The following is a 19,777-nucleotide window of genomic DNA, read 5'->3' as shown; positions in this document are numbered from 1 at the left end:
GCGGCGCGCTCAGCACCGGCTCGGCGGAGAGCACCTGGGCGAGCGGGGCGAGCGGGCCGGCGTAGTCGCTGTCGGTGCGGCGCTCGACGATGAAGCCGTCGTGCAGGGTGCCGCCCTCGCGGCGCCCGCCGACCACCCGCGCGCCGAACCGGACCCGGACCCGCACACCCGGCCGGGCCTCCTCGTCCATGGCGGCGGGGACGGCGTAGTCGAAGAACTGGTCGAGGTGCAGCAGGCCCTTGTCGACCAGGACCCGCGCGACCGGCAGGCCCTCGGCGAGGGCGGCGCCCCGCCAGGTGCGGGGCTTGGCGCGGGTGGTGCGGACCGTCTCGCGGATGAGCGCGAGCTGCTCGCCGCCGGACGCCTGCTGTCCGGGGCTCCGCTCGTCCTGCCCGCTCGCGCCGCTCACCTTGTTTTCCTACCAGACAGCACGGACAGCGCGGCCCGCGCGCGACCGGGCCCGGCCCCCGTCAGCGGGGGCCGGGCCCGGGTCGTGCGGCGGACGGGGACTACAGACCGGTGGCGGCGCGCAGCGCGTCCACCCGGTCGGTGCGCTCCCAGGTGAAGTCCGGCAGCTCGCGGCCGAAGTGGCCGTAGGCGGCGGTCTGGGCGTAGATCGGCCGCAGCAGGTCGAGGTCGCGGATGATGGCCGCCGGACGCAGGTCGAAGACCTGGCTGATGGCGAGCTCGATCTTCTCCACGTCGACGGTCTCGGTGCCGAAGGTCTCCACGAACAGGCCGACCGGCTCGGCCTTGCCGATGGCGTAGGCGACCTGGACCTCGCAGCGGGCGGCGAGCCCGGCGGCGACCACGTTCTTGGCGACCCAGCGCATGGCGTAGGCGGCCGAACGGTCGACCTTGGACGGGTCCTTGCCGGAGAAGGCGCCGCCGCCGTGGCGGGCCATACCGCCGTACGTGTCGATGATGATCTTGCGACCGGTCAGGCCGGCGTCGCCCATCGGGCCGCCGATCTCGAACCGCCCGGTCGGGTTGACCAGCAGCTTGTAGCCCTCGGTGTCGAGCTTGATGCCGTCGTCGAGCAGCGCCTTCAGCTCGACCTCCACCACGAACTCGCGGATGTCGGGGGCGAGCAGCGACTCCAGGTCGATGTCGGAGGCGTGCTGCGAGGAGACCACCACGGTGTCGAGCCGGACGGCCTTGTCGCCGTCGTACTCGATGGTGACCTGGGTCTTGCCGTCCGGGCGCAGGTACGGGATGGTGCCGTTCTTGCGGACCTCGGTGAGACGGCGGGCGAGCCGGTGGGCCAGGTGGATCGGCAGCGGCATCAGCTCGGGCGTCTCGTCGGAGGCGTAGCCGAACATCAGGCCCTGGTCGCCCGCGCCCTGCTTGTTGAGCTCGTCCTCCTCGTCCACACCCCCGTCCCCGACGCGCTTTTCGTAGGCGGTGTCGACGCCCTGGGCGATGTCGGGCGACTGGGCCCCGATGGACACCGAGACGCCGCAGGAGGCGCCGTCGAAGCCCTTCTTGGACGAGTCGTAGCCGATGTCCAGGATCTTGTTGCGCACCAGGCTCGCGATGTCCGCGTAGGCGGTCGTCGTCACCTCGCCGGCGATGTGCACCTGGCCGGTGGTGATCAGCGTCTCGACGGCGACCCGGGAAGTGGGGTCGGCCGTGAGGAGCGCGTCGAGGATGGTGTCGCTGATCTGGTCAGCGATCTTGTCGGGATGTCCTTCGGTGACGGACTCCGAGGTGAACAGACGGCGGGACACATCGCTCCCTGGGGTTGCAGCGGCTGCTGGCTCACATGTGTGGTGGAGGGCGCGGGGCTGCGCCCGGCCTCCGCGGTTAGTTTATCCTCCGAGTCGCCGGGCGCATCCGGCCGTCTCGTCCTTTGGATATGTCACGACCTGCGCCGCCGTGTCCACCACCCCGGGCGGAGCGCCCGGCAAAAGCATCCGGCGGGCGGACGCGGCTTCAGGCCAACCGGGCGGCGACCAGGTCCCAGACCTGGTCGGCGAGGGCTTCCTTCGGGCCGCGCGGCACGGGGGTCGAGCTGCCGTCGGCGCCCAGCACCACGCCCTCGTTGTCCTCGGTGCCGAACGCCTTGCCGTCCCCGACCTCGTTGACCACCAGCAGGTCGCAGCCCTTCCGGGCCAGCTTGGCGCGGCCGTTGGCCAGGACGTCGTCGGTCTCGGCGGCGAAGCCGACCACGAGTTGCCCGGGGCGCGGCCGTTCGGACGACAGCTCGGCGAGGATGTCGGGATTGCGGACCAGGGCGATCGGCGCGGGCTCCCGGCCGTCCTGCTTCTTGATCTTCCCGGCGGCGTAGACAGCGGGCCGGAAGTCGGCGACGGCCGCGGCCATCACCACCGCGTCGGCGTCGGCGGCGGCCTTGAGCACGGCCTCGCGCAGCTGCTCGGCGGTGCCGACGGTCCGCACCTCGGCGCCGGCCGGATCGGGCAGCCCGGTGTTGGCGGCCACCAGGGTGACGCGGGCGCCGCGGGCGACCGCGGTACGGGCCAGCGCGTATCCCTGCTTGCCGGACGAGCGGTTGCCGAGGTAGCGCACCGGATCCAGCGGTTCGCGGGTGCCGCCGGCGCTGATCACCACATGGCGGCCGGCCAGATCGGGCCGGGCCGGGCCGCGGCTCAGCACCCGCACGCAGACCTGGAAGATCTCCGCCGGGTCGGGCAGCCGGCCCTTGCCGGTGTCCTTGCCGGTCAGCCGCCCCTCGGCGGGCTCGATGACGACGCAGCCGCGGCGGCGCAAGGTGGCCACGTTGTCCTGGGTGGCCGGGTGCTGCCACATCTCGGTGTGCATCGCGGGGGCGAAGACCACGGGGCAGCGGGCGGTGAGCAGGGTGTTGGTGAGCAGGTCGTCGGCCAGGCCGTGGGCGGCCCGGGCCAGGGTGTCGGCGGTGGCGGGCGCGACCACCACCAGGTCGGCCTGCTGTCCGATGCGGACGTGCGGCACCTGGTCCGCGTCGTTCCAGACCCGGGTGGCGACCGGGTGCCCGGACAGCGCCGCCCAGGTGGCCTCGCCGACGAAGTGCAGCGCGGCGTCGGTGGGCACCACCCGTACGTCGTGCCCGGACTCGGTGAACCGCCGCAGCAGCTCGCAGGCCTTGTAGGCGGCGATGCCGCCGCTGACGCCCAGCACGATCCGGGGCCTGACCTGCTCGCTCATCGTCTCTCCCGCCGTCCGTCCCGCCCGGGCCGGGGCCCGTGGGTGCGCACCCGTGCACGCACCCCATGACACACCACGGGCCCGGCGGTCGCTCCCGCCGGGCCCGTGGTGTGGCGTACGCCTCAGTTGATGGGCGGTGCCTCAACGGCCTCGGAGGTCAGCAGGCCGGCGTTGATCTCGCGCAGCGCGATGGAAAGCGGCTTCTCGTGGACATGGGTGTCCACCAGCGGTCCGACATACTCCAGCAGGCCCTCGCCGAGCTGGGAGTAGTACGCGTTGATCTGGCGCGCGCGCTTTGCCGCGTAGATCACCAGGCTGTACTTGGAGTCGGTGGCTTCGAGCAGCTCATCGATCGGCGGGTTGATGATGCCCTCGGGCGTGGTGATGGAAGAGGACACGCTCTACCTACCCCTACTTGTGGATGACAGAAGACTGCGGTTGATCATGCAATCTCCATCAAGGCTAGCAGCTCGCGTGCTACATCCTCGACGGAGGTGTTGACAAGGGTCTGGTCGAACTCGGATTCGGCGGCGAGTTCCACCCGGGCCACGGCCAGCCGCTCCTCGATCACCGCGGCCGACTCGGTGCCGCGGCCGGTGAGCCGGCGGACCAGTTCGTCCCAACTGGGCGGGGCGAGGAAGACCAGCCGGGCCTCCGGCATCGACTGCTGGACAAGCCGGGCGCCCTGCAGATCGATCTCCAGCAGGACCGGCTCGCCCGCGGCGAGCTTGTCGAGCACGGCTCGGCGCGGGGTGCCGTAGCGGTGACCGGCGAACTCGGCCCACTCCAGCAGTTCGCCGTTGGCGACGAGTTTGTCGAACTCGTCGTCGTCGACGAAGAAGTACTGGACCCCGTGCTGCTCGCCGGGCCGCGGCCTGCGGGTGGTGGCGGAGACCGAGAGCCAGACTTGGGGGTGCACGCTACGCAGGTGGGCGACGACCGTGCTCTTGCCGACCCCGGAGGGGCCGGAGAGCACGGTCAGCCGCGGGTGTCCGACCGGGAGGGCCGGCGTGGCCCCCTGCGAAGCGAGGGGGTGGGCCGACCCCCGGGAGACTGCAGGACTCATAAAGCGATTATCCCTGGTTCCCCGGTGCACCGGGACCACCGAAGGGTGGGTCAGGCCGGGCTGCCGCCGAACTCTCGCTCCAGCGAAGCGATCTGGTTCGAACCAAGACCACGGACCCGGCGGCTCTCGGAGATGCCGAGCCGCTCCATGATCTGCTTGGCGCGCACCTTGCCGACGCCGGGAAGGGATTCGAGCAGCGCGGAGACCTTCATCTTGCCGATGACGTCGTTCTCCTGGCCCTGCTTGATGACTTCGTGCAGGGATGCGCCGGAATGCTTGAGCCGGTTCTTGACCTCGGCGCGCTCCCGGCGAGCCGCGGCGGCCTTTTCGAGCGCGGCAGCGCGCTGTTCAGGGGTAAGGGGCGGAAGTGCCACGCCTACGTCACCTCGGATGTAGAGCAATCGGATATGGACCGTTGTCCGCCCCGCAGTTGCAGGGCGACACGCGGCGCGCCTGGGCGGCGCGCTCCTGTCGGAGACTAGCGGTCCGAACGGTCCAAGTCAGCGAGAACAGATGAAAAGTCCTGGTCAGACTCGATCCGGCGGGATATTTGGGGCAAAGCGGAACAGGTTTCGGGGTCAATGAGCCAGGTGGTTGAATCCGGCCCTTTTTCCAGACGTTTTCCTGCCGTCTTACCGGACTGTATTTTCCTCGTCACCCGGGCCGTTCCGGTGCTTTGTGCGCGCTCCCACGAGGGCGGCGCGGACCTCGTCCGCATAGGCCGCCGCCGCATTCCGCAGAGCCACCCGATCGGGGCCGTGCCGCAGCACGTCCCGGCTGACGCTCGGCAGCACGTTGTCCACCGCGGCGCCGAAGACCGCGGGCAGGCCGGCCGGCGTCGCGCCCTGCGCGCCGATGCCGGGGGCCAGCAGCGGGCCGTTCACCGCGAGGTCGGCGCCGGCCTCGCCGAGGGTGGCGCCGACCACCGCGCCGACCGAACCCAGCGGCTCGGCGCCGGCGTTCTCGGCCGCGATGTGGTCGAGCATCACCTGGGCGACCGAGGCGCCGCCGGCCGCGGTGGCCCGCTGCACCTCGGCGCCCTCCGGGTTGGAGGTCAGCGCCAGTACGAAGACGCCGGCGCCGGAGATCCGCGCCGCGTCCAGCGCCGGGCGCAGCGAACCGAAGCCGAGGAAGGGGCTGACCGTCAGCGCGTCGCAGAACAGCGGCGCGTCCTGGTCGAGGAAGGCGGCGGCGTAGGCGGCCATGGTGGAGCCGATGTCGCCGCGCTTGGCGTCCATCAGCACCAGCGCGCCCGCCTGCCGGGCCTCGGCCACCGCCCGTTCCAGCACCGCGATGCCGCGCGAGCCGAAGCGCTCGAAGAACGCGGACTGCGGCTTGAACACCGCGACGCTGTCCGCCAGTGCCTCCACCACCGTCATGGTGAAGCGCTCCAGGCCCGGCACGTCGTCGCCCAGGCCCCAGGCCGACAGCAGCGAGGCGTGCGGATCGATGCCGACACACAGCTGTCCGCGGGTGTCCATGGCGCGGCGCAGCCGGGCGCCGAAGGGCTCGGGGGCGGATCGCCGGTCGGATTCCAGGGCGGTCATACGGCGGCCTTCCGGGTGTCGGCGCCGACCGCGTCGGCGAGGGTGGCATACGGGGCGGCGGCCAGCCGGTCGGCCAGGCCGCGGTGCACGGCGCGCATCCAGAACGGGCCTCGGTAGATGAAGGCGCTGTAGCCCTGGACGAGGGTGGCGCCGGCCAGGATCCGCTGCCAGGCGTCCTCGGCGTCCTCGACACCGCCGACCCCGACCAGCACCAGCCGGTCGCCGACCCGCGCGTACAGCCGCCGCAGCACCTGGAGCGAGCGCTCCTTGAGGGGGGCGCCGGACAGGCCGCCGGTCTCCGCCACCAGGTCGGGCGCCGACCGCAGGCCCAGGCCGTCGCGGGCGACGGTGGTGTTGGTGGCGATGATGCCGTCCAGGCCGAGTTCGACGGCCAGGTCGGCCACCGCGTCCAGGTCCTCGTCGGCGAGATCGGGGGCGATCTTCACCAGCAGCGGCACCCGGCGGCCGGGCGCGGCGCGGTCGGCGGCCTCGCGCACCGCGGTGAGCAGCGGGCGCAGCGCGGCGGTCGCCTGCAGATCGCGCAGACCGGGGGTGTTGGGCGAGGACACGTTGACCACCAGGTAGTCGGCGTGCGCGGCCAGCCGCTCGGTGGAGGCCACGTAGTCGGCGACGGCATCCTTTTCGGTGACGGCCTTGGTCTTGCCGATGTTGACGCCGACGGTGGTCGCGATGACCGCCTTACGGGCGGCGAGCCGGGCGGCGACCGCGGCCGAGCCGTCGTTGTTGAACCCCATCCGGTTGATCAGCGCGCGGTCCGGCAGCAGCCGGAACAGCCGCGTCCCGGGGTTGCCCGGCTGGCCCTCGCCGGTGACCGTGCCGATCTCGACATGGTCGAAGCCGAGCATCGCCATGCCGTCGATCGCGACCGCGTTCTTGTCGAAGCCGGCCGCCAGACCGAACGGCCCGTTCATCCGCAGGCCCAGCGCCTCGGTGCGCAGCGCCGCGTGGCGCGGCGCGAGCACCGCGGCCAGCAGGCCGCGCAGCACCGGCACGCGGACGGCCAGCCGGATCCACCCGAACGCCAGACGGTGCGCCCGCTCGGCGTCCATCCGCCGGAACACCAGCCGGAACAGCAGGGGGTACATGCGGTGCCTCATCCTCTCGTCGTGATCCTGGGGCGCCCCCGGGGCGCGGCTGCGTCCGCCAGCGGCGCCCTGCAGGGGCGCGAGGAACCGCGCGAGCAGCTGTCGACCGGCCGCACGTCGTCACCGGTCCGAAGGGGCTGTTGCTGTCGCGTCCGGACCACCGGCCGCCGGTGGCCGGCTGCCCGCGCGGTTCCCCGCGCCCCTGCGGGGGCGCCGGGTCAGCCGCGGCGGGCCGCGGTCAGCTGCTCCGCGTGCTCCTGCAAGGACCGCACCCCGATCTCGCCCCGCGTCAGCGCGTCGATGCCCTGGACCGCCGCCGCCAGTGCCTGGACCGTGGTCAGGCACGGCACCCCGCGGGCGACCGCGGCCGTGCGGATGTCGTAGCCGTCGAGCCGCCCGCCGGTGCCGAAGGGGGTGTTGACGATGAGGTCGACCTCGCCCTCGTGGATCAAGGTCACCACCGTGGGCTCCCCGTCGGGTCCGACGCCCTCGCTCTGCTTGCGCACCACGCGCGCCTCGATGCCGTTGCGCCGCAGCACCTCGGCGGTGCCGGAGGTGGCGAGCAGCTCGAAGCCGTGCTCGATCAGCGCACGGGCCGGGAAGATCAGCGCGCGCTTGTCGCGGTTGGCGACGGAGATGAAGGCCCGGCCCTTGGTCGGCAGCGCCCCGTAGGCGGCGGCCTGGGACTTGGCGTAGGCGGTGCCGAACACCGCGTCGATGCCCATCACCTCACCGGTGGACCGCATCTCGGGGCCCAGCACCGTGTCGACTCCGCGGCCCTGCACGTCGCGGAAGCGGTTGAACGGCAGCACCGCCTCCTTGACCGAGATCGGCGCGTCCAGCGGCAGTTCACCCCCGTCGCCGGTGGCCGGCAGCAGGCCCTCGGCCCGCAGTTCGGCCACCGTGCTGCCCAGCGAGATGCGGGCCGCGGCCTTGGCCAGCGGCACCGCGGTCGCCTTGGAGGTGAACGGCACCGTCCGGGAGGCGCGCGGGTTGGCCTCCAGTACGTAGAGGACGTCGCCGGCCAGGGCGAACTGGATGTTGATCAACCCGCGCACCCCCACCCCGCGGGCGATGGCCTCGGTGGAGGCCCGCAGCCGCTTGATGTCGTGGCCGCCGAGGGTGATGGGCGGCAGCGCGCACGCCGAGTCGCCGGAGTGGATACCGGCCTCCTCGATGTGCTCCATGACGCCGCCGAGGTAGAGCTCGTGGCCGTCGTAGAGCGCGTCCACGTCGATCTCGATGGCGTCGTCCAGGAAGCGGTCGACCAGGACCGGCCGGTCCGGGCCGATCTCGGTGGACTGGGCGATGTACGCCGACAGCCGGGTCTCGTCGTAGACGATCTCCATGCCGCGCCCGCCGAGCACGTAGGACGGGCGGACCAGGACCGGGTAGCCGATCTCGTCGGCGATCGCCTTGGCCTGGGGGAAGGAGATGGCGGTGCCGTGCTTGGGCGCGGGCAGGCCGGCCTCGGCGAGCACCCGGCCGAAGGCGCCGCGGTCCTCGGCGAGGTGGATCGCCTCCGGCGACGTCCCGACGACCGGTACCCCGTTGTCCTTGAGGGCCTGCGCCAGGCCCAGCGGGGTCTGGCCGCCGAGCTGGACGATGACGCCGGCCACCGGGCCGGCCAGCGTCTCGGCGTGCACGATCTCCAGTACGTCCTCCAAGGTGAGCGGCTCGAAGTAGAGCCGGTCGGAGGTGTCGTAGTCGGTGGAGACCGTCTCCGGGTTGCAGTTGACCATGACGGTCTCGTAGCCCGCGTCGTGCAGCGCGAAGGAGGCGTGCACGCAGGAGTAGTCGAACTCGATGCCCTGGCCGATGCGGTTGGGACCGGAGCCGAGAATGATCACCGCGGGCCTGTCGCGGGGCGCGACCTCGCTCTCCTCGTCGTAGGACGAGTAGAAGTACGGGGTGCGGGCGGCGAATTCGGCGGCGCAGGTGTCCACGGTCTTGTAGACCGGGCGGATGCCCAGCGCGTGCCGGACCTCGCGGACGACGTCCTCGCGCAGGCCCCGGATGTCGCCGATCTGGGCGTCGGAGAAGCCGTGCCGCTTGGCGTCGGCCAGCAGCTGCGGATCCAGCCGGTCGGCGGCGGCCAGCGCGTCGGCGTACTCCTTGATCAAGAAGAGCTGGTCGACGAACCAGGGGTCGATCCGGGTGGCGTCGAAGACCTGCTGGGCGGTGGCGCCGGCCCGGATCGCGAGCATCACGGTGTTGATCCGGCCGTCGGTGGGGACGGCGGCCTTGGCCAGCAGCGCGGCCCGGTCGGCGGGGTCCACCGGGCTGGTGAAGTCGAACTGCGAGCCCGTCTTCTCCAGCGAGCGCAGCGCCTTGTTCAGCGCCTCGCTGAAGTTGCGGCCGATCGCCATCGCCTCACCGACGGACTTCATGGTGGTGGTGAGGGTGGCGTCGGCGGCCGGGAACTTCTCGAAGGCGAAGCGCGGCACCTTCACCACCACGTAGTCCAGGGTGGGTTCGAAGGACGCCGGGGTCTGCTCGGTGATGTCGTTGGGGATCTCGTCCAGGGTGTAGCCCACCGCGAGCCGGGCGGCGATCTTGGCGATGGGGAAGCCGGTGGCCTTGGAGGCCAGCGCGGAGGAGCGGGAGACCCGGGGATTCATCTCGATGACGATGACCCGGCCGTCCTCGGGATCCACCGCGAACTGGATGTTGCAGCCGCCGGTGTCGACGCCGACCTCGCGGATCACCGCGATGCCGATGTCCCGCAGCACCTGGTACTCGCGGTCGGTGAGGGTCATCGCGGGGGCGACGGTGATGGAGTCGCCGGTGTGCACGCCCATCGGGTCGAAGTTCTCGATGGAGCAGACGACCACGACGTTGTCGTGCTTGTCGCGCATCAGCTCCAGCTCGTACTCCTTCCAGCCGAGGATCGACTCCTCCAGGAGCACCTCGGTGGTGGGCGACAGCGCCAGGCCCTGGCCGGCGATCCGGCGCAGCTCCTCCTCGTCGTGCGCGAAGCCGGAGCCGGCGCCGCCCATGGTGAAGGAGGGGCGGACCACGACCGGGTAGCCGCCGAGGGTGCCGACACCGGCCAGCACGTCGGCCATGGAGTGGCAGATCACCGAGCGGGCGGACTCGCCGTGCCCGATCTTGTCCCGGACCGCGGCCACCACGCCCTTGAACAGCTCGCGGTCCTCGCCCTTGTTGATGGCCTCGACATTGGCGCCGATCAGCTCGACGCCGTACTTGGCCAGCACGCCGTTCTCGTGCAGCGCGATCGCGGTGTTGAGCGCGGTCTGGCCGCCCAGGGTCGGCAGCAGGGTGTCGGGCCGCTCCTTGGCGATGATCTTCTCGACGAACTCGGGGGTGATCGGCTCGACATAGGTGGCGTCGGCGATCTCCGGGTCGGTCATGATCGTGGCCGGGTTGGAGTTGACCAGGATCACCCGCAGGCCCTCGGCCTTGAGCACCCGGCAGGCCTGGGTGCCGGAGTAGTCGAACTCGGCGGCCTGGCCGATGACGATCGGGCCGGAGCCGATGACCAGGACGGACTGGATGTCGGTGCGTTTAGGCACGCTGGGCTCCCTGATCACTCATGAGCGTGGTGAAGCGGTCGAAGAGGTACGCGGCGTCGTGCGGGCCGGCGGCCGCCTCGGGGTGGTATTGGACGCTGAAGGCCGGCCGGTCGAGCAGCCGCAGCCCCTCGACCACGTTGTCGTTGAGGCAGACGTGGCTGACCTCGGCGCGGCCGTAGGGGGTGTCGCTGACCCGGTCCAGCGGCGCGTCCACCGCGAAGCCGTGGTTGTGCGCGGTGACCTCCACCTTGCCGGTGGCCCGGTCCTGCACCGGCTGGTTGATGCCCCGGTGGCCGTACTTGAGCTTGTAGGTGCCGAAGCCGAGCGCGCGGCCGAGCAGCTGGTTGCCGAAGCAGATGCCGAACAGCGGGGTGCCGCGGTCCAGCACGGCCCGGATGACGGTGAGGTCGGTGGCGGCCGGGTCGCCGGGGCCGTTGGACAGGAACACCCCGTCGGGACCGGCCGCGTAGACGTCCTCGACGGTGGCGGTGGCGGGCAGTACGCGCACCTCGATGCCGCGCTGCGCCATCCGGTGCGGGGTCATGCCCTTGATGCCGAGGTCCAGGGCGACCACGGTGAAGCGTTTCGGCCCGATCGCCGGCACGGTGTACGGCTGCTCGGTGGCCACCTCGGCGGACAGGTCGGCGCCGGTCATCTCCGGGGCCTGCCGGACCCGGGCCAGCAGTTGCGCGTCGGCGGCGGACCCGGCGGCGCCGCCGAGGGCGGGGCCGGAGAAGATGCCGGCCCGCATAGCGCCGCGCTCGCGCAGGTGCCGGGTCAGGGCGCGGGTGTCGACACCGCTGATGCCGACCACGCCCTGGGCGGTGAGTTCCTCGTCCAGGGAGCGCTGCGAGCGCCAGTTGGAGGGGGTGCGGGCCGGGTCGCGGACGACATAGCCGGCCACCCAGATGCGGCCCGACTCGGCGTCCTCGTCGTTGACCCCGGTGTTGCCGATGTGCGGGGCGGTCATCACGACGACCTGGCGGTGGTACGAGGGGTCGGTCAGCGTCTCCTGGTAGCCGGTCATGCCGGTGGAGAAGACGGCCTCGCCGAAGGTCTCCCCCACCGCCCCGTAGGCACGGCCGCGGAAGACGCGGCCGTCCTCCAGGACGAGTACGGCGGGCGCGCTTGCCGCCCGGACGGAGGTCGTCATCGTGCGCCTTCCTTGTCGTGCTGCTCGGTGTCGGACTGCTCGGTGTCGGTCTGCTCGGTGTCAGACCGCCGGGTGTCGGACTGCTCGGTGTCGGTGAAGGTCACGGCCCGGTCGCCGCTGAGGGCGTTGACGCGCTCGACCCACGCGGGGTGGTCGGCGGCGTGCTCGGAGCGGAAACCGGAGTCGATGAGGGTGCCGCCGTGCTCCCAGGTCACCACGAGCAGGCCGCCCTCGGTGAGCACCTTGCCGGCGATGGCCTTGTCGAGCCGGCCGCCGCGCAGCGCCGCGGTGGGCACGAAGAAGCCGGGCGCGCCGGTGCGGTCGACGTCCAGCCCCTCCTCGGTGAGGACGAGGCGGACCTTGCTGCGCACCCCCAGCCCGTGGGCGACGATCCGGTCCAGCCAGTGTCCCGCGGTGGTGCTGCCGTGGTAGCGGCCGTGGAACTCCAGCAGCGCCGGGCCGGTCTCCTCGGGGCCCTGCGGCAGTCCGGGCAGGCCGCCCTGGAGGGTGCGGCGCCACTGCCAGCCCTGGCGCATCAGCCAGTAGACGAGGGTGACGAACAGGACGAGCCCGACGATCCAGCCGATCCGGTCGGCCCAGTCGGTGACCTTGGCGGAGTGCTTCGCCGCGGCCTGCGCGGGGCCGGCCGCCAGGGGCGTGAGCAGCATCGAGGGTGTCACGTGAGCTTCCCGTCCAGAACCGTCGCGTGGCCCCGCAGGAAGGTGGCGAACACCTTGCCCGGCAGCTCGCGGCCCGCGTACGGGGTGTTGCGGCTGCGGGAGGCGAAGCCCGCGGGATTGACCGTCCCACGGTATGCGGGATGGAGCAGCACGAGATTCGCGGGCTCGCCCGCCGCGATCGGCCGGCCGTGTCCGGCGAGCCGGCCGATGACCGCGGGCCGGGCCGACATGCGGTCGGCGACGCCCGCCCAGTCCAGCAGGCCGGTGTCCACCATGGTGTGCTGCACCACGGACAGCGCGGTTTCCAGGCCGACCATGCCCATGGCGGCGGCGACCCACTCGCAGTCCTTGTCCTCGCGCGGGTGCGGGGCGTGGTCGGTGGCCACGCAGTCGATGGTGCCGTCGGCCAGCGCCTCGCGCAGCGCCAGCACGTCGGCCTCGGTGCGCAGCGGCGGGTTGACCTTGTACACCGGGTCGTAGGTGCGCACCAGTTCGTCGGTGAGCAGCAGGTGGTGCGGGGTGACCTCGGCGGTCACGTCCCAGCCCTTGGACTTGGCCCAGCGGACGATCTCCACCGAGCCGGCCGTGGACAGGTGGCAGATGTGCACCCGGGAGCCGACGTGCGCGGCGAGCAGGACGTCGCGGGCGATGATCGACTCCTCGGCGACCGCGGGCCAGCCGGTCAGGCCCAGTTCGCCGGAGACGACGCCCTCGTTCATCTGGGCGCCCTCGGTGAGCCGGGGCTCCTGGGCGTGCTGCGCGACCACCCCGTCGAAGGCCTTCACGTACTCCAGCGCGCGCCGCATGATCACCGCGTCGTCCACGCACCGGCCGTCGTCGGAGAAGACGCGCACCTGGGCCGCGGAGTCGGCCATGGCGCCCAGTTCGGCGAGCTGCTTGCCGCCGAGGCCGACGGTGACCGCGCCGACCGGCTGGACGTCGCAGTAGCCGGATTCCCGGCCGAGCCGCCAGACCTGCTCCACGACGCCGGCGCTGTCCGCGACCGGGAAGGTGTTGGCCATCGCGTGCACGGCGGTGTAGCCGCCGACTGCGGCGGCGCGGGTGCCGGTCAGCACCGTCTCGGAGTCCTCCCGGCCGGGCTCGCGCAGGTGGGTGTGCAGGTCCACCAGGCCGGGCAGCAGCACCATCTCGCCGTCCGCCTCGACGGTGGTGGCGACGTCACGGTCGGACAGGCCGCTGCCGACGGCGGCGATGGTCTCGCCGTCGATCAGCACGTCCCGGGGCTCGCCGCCGAGGATCCGCGCGCCGCGGATCAGGATCTTGCTCATCGTTGATTGTTCTCCTCGGTGCGGGCGTTCCCGGCGGCGTGGTCGGTCGCGGGCTCGGCGGCGGGGCCGGCGGGGATGTCGGTGCGGGCCGGGCCGGGTGCGGTGGAGAGGGCCGGCTCGGAGCCGCCCAGCAGCAAGTAGAGGACGGCCATCCGGGTGCTGACACCGTTGGCGACCTGCTCGACGGCGGTGCAGCGCGGCGAGTCGGCGACCTCGGCGGTGATCTCCATCCCGCGGTTCATCGGTCCGGGGTGCATCACGATGGCGTGCTCGGGCAGGGCGGCCATCCGGGCGCCGTCCAAGCCGTAGCGGCGGGCGTACTCGCGCTCGGTGGGGAAGAAGGCGGCGTTCATCCGCTCCCGCTGGACCCGCAGCATCATCACCGCGTCGGAGGTGGCGAGCACCGCGTCCAGGTCGTACGACACCTCGCACGGCCACTGCTCGACGCCGATCGGCAGCAAGGTGGGCGGCGCGACCAGGGTGACGCGGGCGCCCAGGGTGGTGAGCAGCAGCACATTGGACCGCGCCACCCGGCTGTGCAGGACATCGCCGACGACGGTGATCCGGCGGCCGTCCAGGTCCTTGCCCACGCCCGACAGGTGGCGGCGCATGGTGAAGGCGTCCAGCAGTGCCTGGGTGGGGTGCTCATGGGTGCCGTCCCCGGCGTTGACCACCGAGGAGTTGATCCAGCCGGAGGTGGCCAGCCGGTGCGGGGCGCCGGAGGTGTGGTGGCGGATGACGACCGCGTCGGCCCCCATCGCCTCCAGGGTCAGCGCGGTGTCCTTGAGGGATTCCCCCTTGGAGACCGAGGAGCCCTTGGCGGAGAAGTTGATGACGTCGGCGGACAGCCGCTTGGCGGCGGCCTCGAAGGAGATCCGGGTCCGGGTGGAGTCCTCGAAGAAGAGGTTGACGACGGTCCGGCCGCGCAGGGTGGGCAGTTTCTTGATGGGCCGGTCGGCGACCCGGGCCATCTCCTCGGCGGTGTCCAGCACGAGGAGGGCGTCGTCGCGGGTGAGGTCGGCGGCCGAGATCAGATGGCGCTTCACAGGGGTGCTCCGGGGTGTGGCGTGGGGTGCGAGCGGGGCGGTCGGGCGGACGGGGGCACGCGGAAGCGCCGGGCCCTGCTGGGGCCGGCGGCAGGGCGCTAGCGGTCCGCCGGGGGCCCTGCGGGCGGCACGGTCTCCGGACGGGCCGTCCGGTCCCGCTCGGCTTTCTGGCCGAGCAGCACGCTGTCGCGGCCGTCCTCCTCGGTGAGCAGGACCTTGACGGTCTCGCGCAGCGATGTCGGCAGGTTCTTGCCCACGTAGTCGGCCCGGATCGGCAGCTCGCGGTGGCCGCGGTCGACCAGGACGGCGAGCTGGACGGCGCGCGGGCGGCCGATGTCGTTGAGGGCGTCGAGGGCGGCGCGGATCGTCCGGCCGGAGAACAGCACGTCGTCCACCAGGACGACCAGCCGGCCGTCGATGCCGTCGCCGGGGATCTCGGTACGGGCCAGCGCGCGCGGCGGGTGCAGTCGCAGGTCGTCGCGGTACATGGTGATGTCCAGCGAGCCGACGGCGGCGCTGCGGCCGGTGATCTCGGCGAGCTTGTCCGCGAGCCGGCGGGCGAGGAAGACACCGCGGGTCGGGATGCCGAGCAGCACCACGTCGTCGGCGCCCTTGGCGCGCTCCACGATCTCGTGCGCGATCCGGGTGAGGACGCGCGCGATGTCCGGGGCTTCCAGCACCGGGCGGGCGGATGCGGGTACGGTGGTAGTGCGGTCTTCGGCCATGGGCCGGGACCTCCTTCCCCGCCTCACGGGACGGGTATTAAAGGACGTCAGAGGTACGCGAACGAGCGTATCAGGTGGGCATCGGGGTACCCGGTCCCGCCCAGGTCAGAGACCAGACGGACCCTTTCGGCTTGACGAGCACGGATTACGCTGCGTAACCTCACAGTGAGTCACCGAGTTTCGTCCGGGGAGCCATATGTCCAGCGATTACGCCAAGCAGCTCGGAGCAAAGCTCCGCGCCATCCGCACGCAGCAGGGGCTGTCTCTGCACGGTGTCGAGGAGAAGTCCCAGGGCCGCTGGAAGGCAGTGGTCGTGGGCTCCTACGAGCGCGGTGACCGCGCCGTGACCGTGCAGCGACTCGCCGAGCTGGCCGACTTCTACGGAGTGCCCGTCCAGGAGCTGCTGCCCGGGACCACGCCCGGCGGCGCCGCCGAGCCGCCGCCGAAGCTGGTGCTCGACCTGGAGCGGCTGTCCCAGGTCCCGCCGGAGAAGGCCGGCCCTCTCCAGCGCTACGCGGCCACCATCCAGAGCCAGCGCGGGGACTACAACGGCAAGGTGCTCTCCATCCGCCAGGACGACCTGCGCACCCTCGCGGTGATCTACGACCAGTCGCCGTCGGTCCTCACCGAGCACCTGATCGCCTGGGGTGTGCTGGACGCGGACGCGCGCCGCGCGGTCCAGCACGAGGAGGCCTGAGCCGTCGGCTCACGCCCTGAGTGCAGAAACGTCCCGCCGCCCGGGCCGGCCTCATCCGAGGCCGGCCCGGGCGGCGGCGTTCTCCCGGTCCGCTCCGCTCAGCGCGCCGGTACCGTGCCCGGCGCCGGGGCGTAGCCCGCCGGGCGGGTGGTGAAGGTGCCGCGGCCCCGGGTCCGGCCGCGCAGCCGGGTCGCGTAGCCGAAGAGCTCGGCCAGCGGCACCGTCGCGGTGATCACCGTCGCCCCACCCCGCACGGTCGAAGCCGAGATCCGGCCGCGCCGCGCCGCCAGATCGCCCAGCACCGCGCCCGCGGCCTGCTGGGGCACGGTGACCGTCAGCTCGGCCACCGGCTCCAGCAGCGCCATCGCGCTGCCGCGCAGCGCCTCCCGCAGCGCCAGCCGGCCCGCCGTGCGGAAGGCCGGCTCCGAGGAGTCCTTGGGGTGGGTGACCCCGTCGGTCAGCGTGACCCGCACGCCGGTCACCGGGTGACCGCCGAGCGGCCCCTCGGCCAGGGCGTCGCGGCAGCCGTCCTCGACCGCCCGGACGTACTCGCGCGGCACCCGTCCGCCGACCACGGCGGACCGGAAGACGAAGCCGTCCGCGGCGTCCAGCGGCTCCACGTCCAGCACGACGTGGGCGAACTGGCCGGCGCCCCCGTCCTGCTTGACGTGGCGGTAGAGCAGCCCGGACACGCCCCGGGTGACGGTCTCGCGGTAGGCCACCTGCGGCCGGCCGGCCCGGATGTCGAGTCCGTGCTCGCGCCGGAGCTTTTCCACCGCGACCTCCAGATGCAGCTCGCCCCGGCCGGACAGCACGGTCTGACCGGTCTCCGGATCGGTCCGCACCACCAGGGACGGGTCCTCCTCCGCCATCCTGGCCAGCGCCGTCACCAGCCGGTCGGTATCGGTGTTCCGGCCGGCCTCGACCGCCACCGACACCACCGGCTCGGCCCCGCCGGGCGGCTCCAGGACCAGCGGCGCCTGCGGCGCGCACAGGGTGGCCCCGGCGCCGGCGGCCTTCACCCCGACCACCGCGACGATGTCGCCGGCCACCGCCCGGTCGACGTCCGCGTGCCGGTCGGCCTGCACCCGCAGGATGCGGCCGACCCGCTCGACGCGCCCCGCGCCCGCGTCCAGCACCGTGTCCCCCTTCCGCAGCGTTCCCGAATACACCCGCAGATACGTCAGCCGCCCGGTGGCGGTCGCGTTCACCTTGAACACCAGCGCCGCGAACGGCGCCCGCGGGTCGGCGGCCCGCTCGCGCACCTCGCCGCCGAAGGCGCCGCGGACCGCCGGCCGGTCCCCGGGCGACGGCAGACAGGCCACCACGGCGTCCAGCAGCGGCTCGATGCCCCGGTTGCGGTAAGCCGATCCGCACAGCACCACCAGGCCCTCCCCGGTACGGGTCAGGTCGCGCAGGGCCGCGGTCAGCGTGTCGGCGTCGAGCGAGCCGCGCGCGCAGAACTCGTCCAGCGCGCCGGGGTGGAGTTCGGCCACCGACTCCTCCAGCAGCCGGCGGCGGCGGACCGCCTCGTCCCGCAGTGCGTCGGGTACCGGGCCCGGCCGGCAGTTTCCGTCGCTGCCGGCCCACACCAGGGACCGCATCCGCGGCAGGTCCACCACCCCGGTGAAGCCGTCCTCGCGCCCGATCGGGAGCTGGACCACCAGCGGCGCCGGGTGCAGCCGCCGCCGGATGGAGTCCACCGCCCTGTCGAGGTCGGCGCCGATGCGGTCCAGCTTGTTGACGAAGGCGATTCTCGGCACCTGGTAGCGGTCGGCCTGCCGCCAGACCGACTCGCTCTGCGGTTCGACGCCGGCGACCGCGTCGAACACCGCGATCGCGCCGTCCAGCACCCGCAGCGAGCGCTCCACCTCGTCGGCGAAGTCGACATGCCCGGGGGTGTCGATCAGGTTGATCCGGTGGCCGTCCCAGTCGCAGGCGACCGCCGCCGCGAAGATGGTGATCCCGCGGTCGCGCTCCTGGGGGTCGAAGTCGGTGACGGTGGTGCCGTCGTGCACCTCGCCGCGCTTGTGGGTGGCGCCGGTGGCATAGAGGAAGCGTTCGGTGACGGTGGTCTTGCCGGCGTCGACATGGGCGAGGATGCCCACGTTGCGGACGCCGGACGGCTGGTGGTCGTCATGAGGGTGCAGAGGTCCGCGCACGGCCCGTGGCCTTTCAAATGGTCCCGGAAAAGGGCGCGCGATGGTGCGACGACAGCGCCCGGCAAGGGGCGTTGGTGGAGACGGCCGGGGTCAGCTCGTCGTCGCGGTGGTCCGGGGCCGGCCGCGCAGCCGGCGCCGGACGGACCGGGACACCAGAATCACCCGGTGCCGTGACGGAGGGACAGCCGCGGCGGTGCGCTGACGCATGGCCGGTCTCCCTCACTCGTCGAGGCGCGCGGCGACGGGTCGGCGGCGCGCGGTGTCGTGACGAGGATAGGGAAGGGCGCGCGGCCGCCGCACCGGGTTTTTCCCCCGCACCGGGGGGAGGTGACCGGGCGTCAGCCGGTGCCCGCCCCGGCCGGCCGGCGGCCGCTCGCGCCGGCCCCCGTCAGCCGGCGTCCGCCAGCGCGGAGCCGGTGTAGAGCCGGGAGACGACCTCGGGGAGCAGCCGTTCGGTCAGCCGGGGCGGCAGGGACTGCAGGACGGCCAGCACGGGGGCCATCCGCTCGGGCAGGGCGCCGTCGGCGGAGACACCGGCCACCTCCAGGGCGAGGGCGATCTCGGCCGGGCCGAGGCTGTCGGGGTCCAGGGCCGACGCCAGCTCCACCACGGCGGGGTCCACCGCGGCCGGGCCGAGGGCGCGGGCGCGGGCGGCGGCCGAGGCCAGCTCGGCCAGCAGTTCGTCGATCCGCCCGGGGGAGGCGACCGCCGCGGTCACCGTCAGGTGCACATTGGCCGGGGAGCCGGCCACGGCGGGCTGCGGCTGGAGATACCAGCCGCGCAGCCGCATCTCGTCGGCGACCACGAAAGGGTCGATCCCGGGATCGGCGGACGCCACCGCGACCAGTGAGGCCGCCGGCTCGCCGAGCACCCGCAGCCCGGCGATTTCCCCGATGCCGTCGATGAGCCGACGGGTCGCCCGGTGCACCCGCCGGGCCAGCTCGGTGTATCCGCCGGGACCGACCCGCTGGAGCACCGCCCAGGCCGCGGCGAGCGGGCCGGCCGACTTGGTGCCCTGCAGGGTCGCGTTGACCACCGGGTAGCCCGGCCAGGAGGCGTGCGCGAACCAGCCCTGTCGGCGCAGTTCGGCGTCCCGGAAGAGCAGTACCGACGCGCCCTTGGGCGTGTAGCCGTACTTGTGCAGATCGACGGAGAGCGAGGTCACGCCGGGCACCGCGAGGTCGAAGGCGGGCGGCGGCGCGATGTCCCGGGCCAGCCGCCGGTGCCCCAGATACCAGCCCCCGATGCACGCGTCCACATGGCACAGCACCCCGCGCTCGGCGGCGGCCGCGGCCACCTCGGCCACCGGGTCGATGACGCCGTGCGCGTAGGAGGGCGCCGAGACCACCGCCAGCGCGGTACGTCCGGTGAGCGCGGCGGCCATGTCGGCGGCGGCCACCCGGAAGGTCCGCGGGTCCACCGGCACGGTCACCGGGGTCAGGCCGAACAGCCGGGCCGCCTTGTGGAAGGCGGCGTGCGCGGTGGCCGGCAGCACGATCTCCGGCCGGGTCACCCCCCGGCTGCTTCGCGCGTGCTCCCGGGCGGTGAGCACGGCCAGCAGGCAGCTCTCGGTGCCGCCGCTGGTGAAGGTGCCGGCCGTTTCCGGGCCTCCGCCGAGCAGCG

At 73.0% G+C, this 19,777-nt stretch carries 16 protein-coding genes and 1 pseudogene; 1 reads left to right on the top strand and 16 read right to left on the bottom strand.

The window, feature by feature from the left end:
- From GA0115240_RS34070 to pyrR, 14 genes and pseudogenes are all read right to left on the bottom strand, one after another.
- Positions 1 to 409 (bottom strand): annotated as a pseudogene (locus GA0115240_RS34070) (primosome assembly protein PriA); the annotation flags it as partial.
- 100 nt (positions 410 to 509) lie between these two features.
- Entirely contained in the window at positions 510 to 1,730 is a 1,221-nt protein-coding gene (gene metK / locus GA0115240_RS34065) for a methionine adenosyltransferase (RefSeq protein WP_093742836.1), read from the bottom strand.
- A gap of 205 nt (positions 1,731 to 1,935) precedes the next feature.
- Positions 1,936 to 3,147, bottom strand: a complete 1,212-nt coding sequence (coaBC, locus tag GA0115240_RS34060) for a bifunctional phosphopantothenoylcysteine decarboxylase/phosphopantothenate--cysteine ligase CoaBC (protein WP_093742834.1) — start codon at positions 3,145 to 3,147, stop codon at positions 1,936 to 1,938.
- 122 nt (positions 3,148 to 3,269) lie between these two features.
- Positions 3,270 to 3,545 carry a DNA-directed RNA polymerase subunit omega gene (rpoZ, locus tag GA0115240_RS34055; protein ID WP_093742832.1) on the bottom strand — a complete coding sequence of 92 codons (276 nt, stop codon included), beginning with the start codon at positions 3,543 to 3,545 and terminating at the stop codon, positions 3,270 to 3,272.
- A 44-nt stretch (positions 3,546 to 3,589) separates the two neighbouring features.
- The gene (gmk, locus tag GA0115240_RS34050; protein WP_093742830.1) at positions 3,590 to 4,213 is read right to left on the bottom strand and encodes a guanylate kinase; all 624 of its coding nucleotides are present in this window, start codon (positions 4,211 to 4,213) and stop codon (positions 3,590 to 3,592) included.
- Positions 4,214 to 4,263: 50 nt separating this feature from the next.
- Positions 4,264 to 4,587, bottom strand: a complete 324-nt coding sequence (locus GA0115240_RS34045; protein WP_003970367.1) for an integration host factor — start codon at positions 4,585 to 4,587, stop codon at positions 4,264 to 4,266.
- Positions 4,588 to 4,845: 258 nt separating this feature from the next.
- Positions 4,846 to 5,760, bottom strand: a complete 915-nt coding sequence (gene pyrF / locus GA0115240_RS34040) for an orotidine-5'-phosphate decarboxylase (protein WP_093742828.1) — start codon at positions 5,758 to 5,760, stop codon at positions 4,846 to 4,848.
- On the bottom strand, positions 5,757 to 6,866 hold the full coding sequence (locus GA0115240_RS34035) for a quinone-dependent dihydroorotate dehydrogenase (RefSeq protein WP_093742826.1): 1,110 nt from the start codon (positions 6,864 to 6,866) through the stop codon (positions 5,757 to 5,759). The genes pyrF and GA0115240_RS34035 overlap by 4 nt, the downstream gene beginning before the upstream one ends.
- A 218-nt stretch (positions 6,867 to 7,084) precedes the next feature.
- Positions 7,085 to 10,402 carry a carbamoyl-phosphate synthase large subunit gene (carB, locus tag GA0115240_RS34030; protein WP_093742824.1) on the bottom strand — a complete coding sequence of 1,106 codons (3,318 nt, stop codon included), beginning with the start codon at positions 10,400 to 10,402 and terminating at the stop codon, positions 7,085 to 7,087.
- On the bottom strand, positions 10,395 to 11,555 hold the full coding sequence (gene carA / locus GA0115240_RS34025; protein WP_093742822.1) for a glutamine-hydrolyzing carbamoyl-phosphate synthase small subunit: 1,161 nt from the start codon (positions 11,553 to 11,555) through the stop codon (positions 10,395 to 10,397). Before carA ends, carB begins: the two co-directional genes overlap by 8 nt.
- Positions 11,552 to 12,223 carry a PH-like domain-containing protein gene (locus tag GA0115240_RS34020; RefSeq protein ID WP_237555440.1) on the bottom strand — a complete coding sequence of 224 codons (672 nt, stop codon included), beginning with the start codon at positions 12,221 to 12,223 and terminating at the stop codon, positions 11,552 to 11,554. The genes carA and GA0115240_RS34020 overlap by 4 nt, the downstream gene beginning before the upstream one ends.
- An 8-nt stretch (positions 12,224 to 12,231) precedes the next feature.
- Complete coding sequence (locus GA0115240_RS34015; RefSeq protein ID WP_093742820.1) at positions 12,232 to 13,524, bottom strand: dihydroorotase; 1,293 nt, start codon at positions 13,522 to 13,524, stop codon at positions 12,232 to 12,234.
- The gene (locus GA0115240_RS34010) at positions 13,521 to 14,570 is read right to left on the bottom strand and encodes an aspartate carbamoyltransferase catalytic subunit (RefSeq protein WP_256070192.1); all 1,050 of its coding nucleotides are present in this window, start codon (positions 14,568 to 14,570) and stop codon (positions 13,521 to 13,523) included. Before GA0115240_RS34010 ends, GA0115240_RS34015 begins: the two co-directional genes overlap by 4 nt.
- A 98-nt stretch (positions 14,571 to 14,668) precedes the next feature.
- Positions 14,669 to 15,295: a bifunctional pyr operon transcriptional regulator/uracil phosphoribosyltransferase PyrR gene (gene pyrR / locus GA0115240_RS34005; protein WP_093742818.1), complete on the bottom strand. Its 627-nt coding sequence runs from the start codon at positions 15,293 to 15,295 to the stop codon at positions 14,669 to 14,671.
- 196 nt (positions 15,296 to 15,491) lie between these two features.
- Here pyrR and bldD point away from each other — a divergent pair, with 196 nt between their 5' ends.
- Positions 15,492 to 15,992, top strand: coding sequence for a transcriptional regulator BldD (gene bldD / locus GA0115240_RS34000; RefSeq protein WP_093742816.1), 501 nt, complete (start codon positions 15,492 to 15,494; stop codon positions 15,990 to 15,992).
- A 98-nt stretch (positions 15,993 to 16,090) separates the two neighbouring features.
- Here the strand turns inward: bldD and fusA are convergent, their stop codons facing one another.
- Positions 16,091 to 18,154: an elongation factor G gene (gene fusA / locus GA0115240_RS33995; RefSeq protein ID WP_256070191.1), complete on the bottom strand. Its 2,064-nt coding sequence runs from the start codon at positions 18,152 to 18,154 to the stop codon at positions 16,091 to 16,093.
- 388 nt (positions 18,155 to 18,542) lie between these two features.
- The coding region (locus tag GA0115240_RS33990) for a pyridoxal phosphate-dependent decarboxylase family protein (RefSeq protein WP_107407263.1) at positions 18,543 to 19,777 on the bottom strand (1,235 nt) is incomplete at its 5' end.

The organism is Streptomyces sp. DvalAA-14, assembly GCF_900091855.1.
GTDB lineage: Bacteria > Actinomycetota > Actinomycetes > Streptomycetales > Streptomycetaceae > Actinacidiphila.
Note: the sequence above shows the minus strand (reverse complement) of the source record. Positions and strands in the feature narration are given on the sequence as shown.

Excerpts from the sequence above, each read along its gene's own strand:
- gmk (WP_093742830.1), bottom strand. The coding sequence starts at position 4,213 with ATGAGTCCTGCAGTCTCCCGGGGGTCGGCCCACCCCCTCGCTTCGCAG.
- pyrR (WP_093742818.1), bottom strand. The coding sequence starts at position 15,295 with ATGGCCGAAGACCGCACTACCACCGTACCCGCATCCGCCCGCCCGGTG.
- bldD (WP_093742816.1), top strand. The coding sequence starts at position 15,492 with ATGTCCAGCGATTACGCCAAGCAGCTCGGAGCAAAGCTCCGCGCCATC.
- GA0115240_RS34020 (WP_237555440.1), bottom strand. The coding sequence starts at position 12,223 with ATGCTGCTCACGCCCCTGGCGGCCGGCCCCGCGCAGGCCGCGGCGAAG.
- GA0115240_RS34015 (WP_093742820.1), bottom strand. The coding sequence starts at position 13,524 with ATGAGCAAGATCCTGATCCGCGGCGCGCGGATCCTCGGCGGCGAGCCC.
- coaBC (WP_093742834.1), bottom strand. The coding sequence starts at position 3,147 with ATGAGCGAGCAGGTCAGGCCCCGGATCGTGCTGGGCGTCAGCGGCGGC.
- carA (WP_093742822.1), bottom strand. The coding sequence starts at position 11,555 with ATGACGACCTCCGTCCGGGCGGCAAGCGCGCCCGCCGTACTCGTCCTG.
- pyrF (WP_093742828.1), bottom strand. The coding sequence starts at position 5,760 with ATGACCGCCCTGGAATCCGACCGGCGATCCGCCCCCGAGCCCTTCGGC.
- GA0115240_RS34035 (WP_093742826.1), bottom strand. The coding sequence starts at position 6,866 with ATGTACCCCCTGCTGTTCCGGCTGGTGTTCCGGCGGATGGACGCCGAG.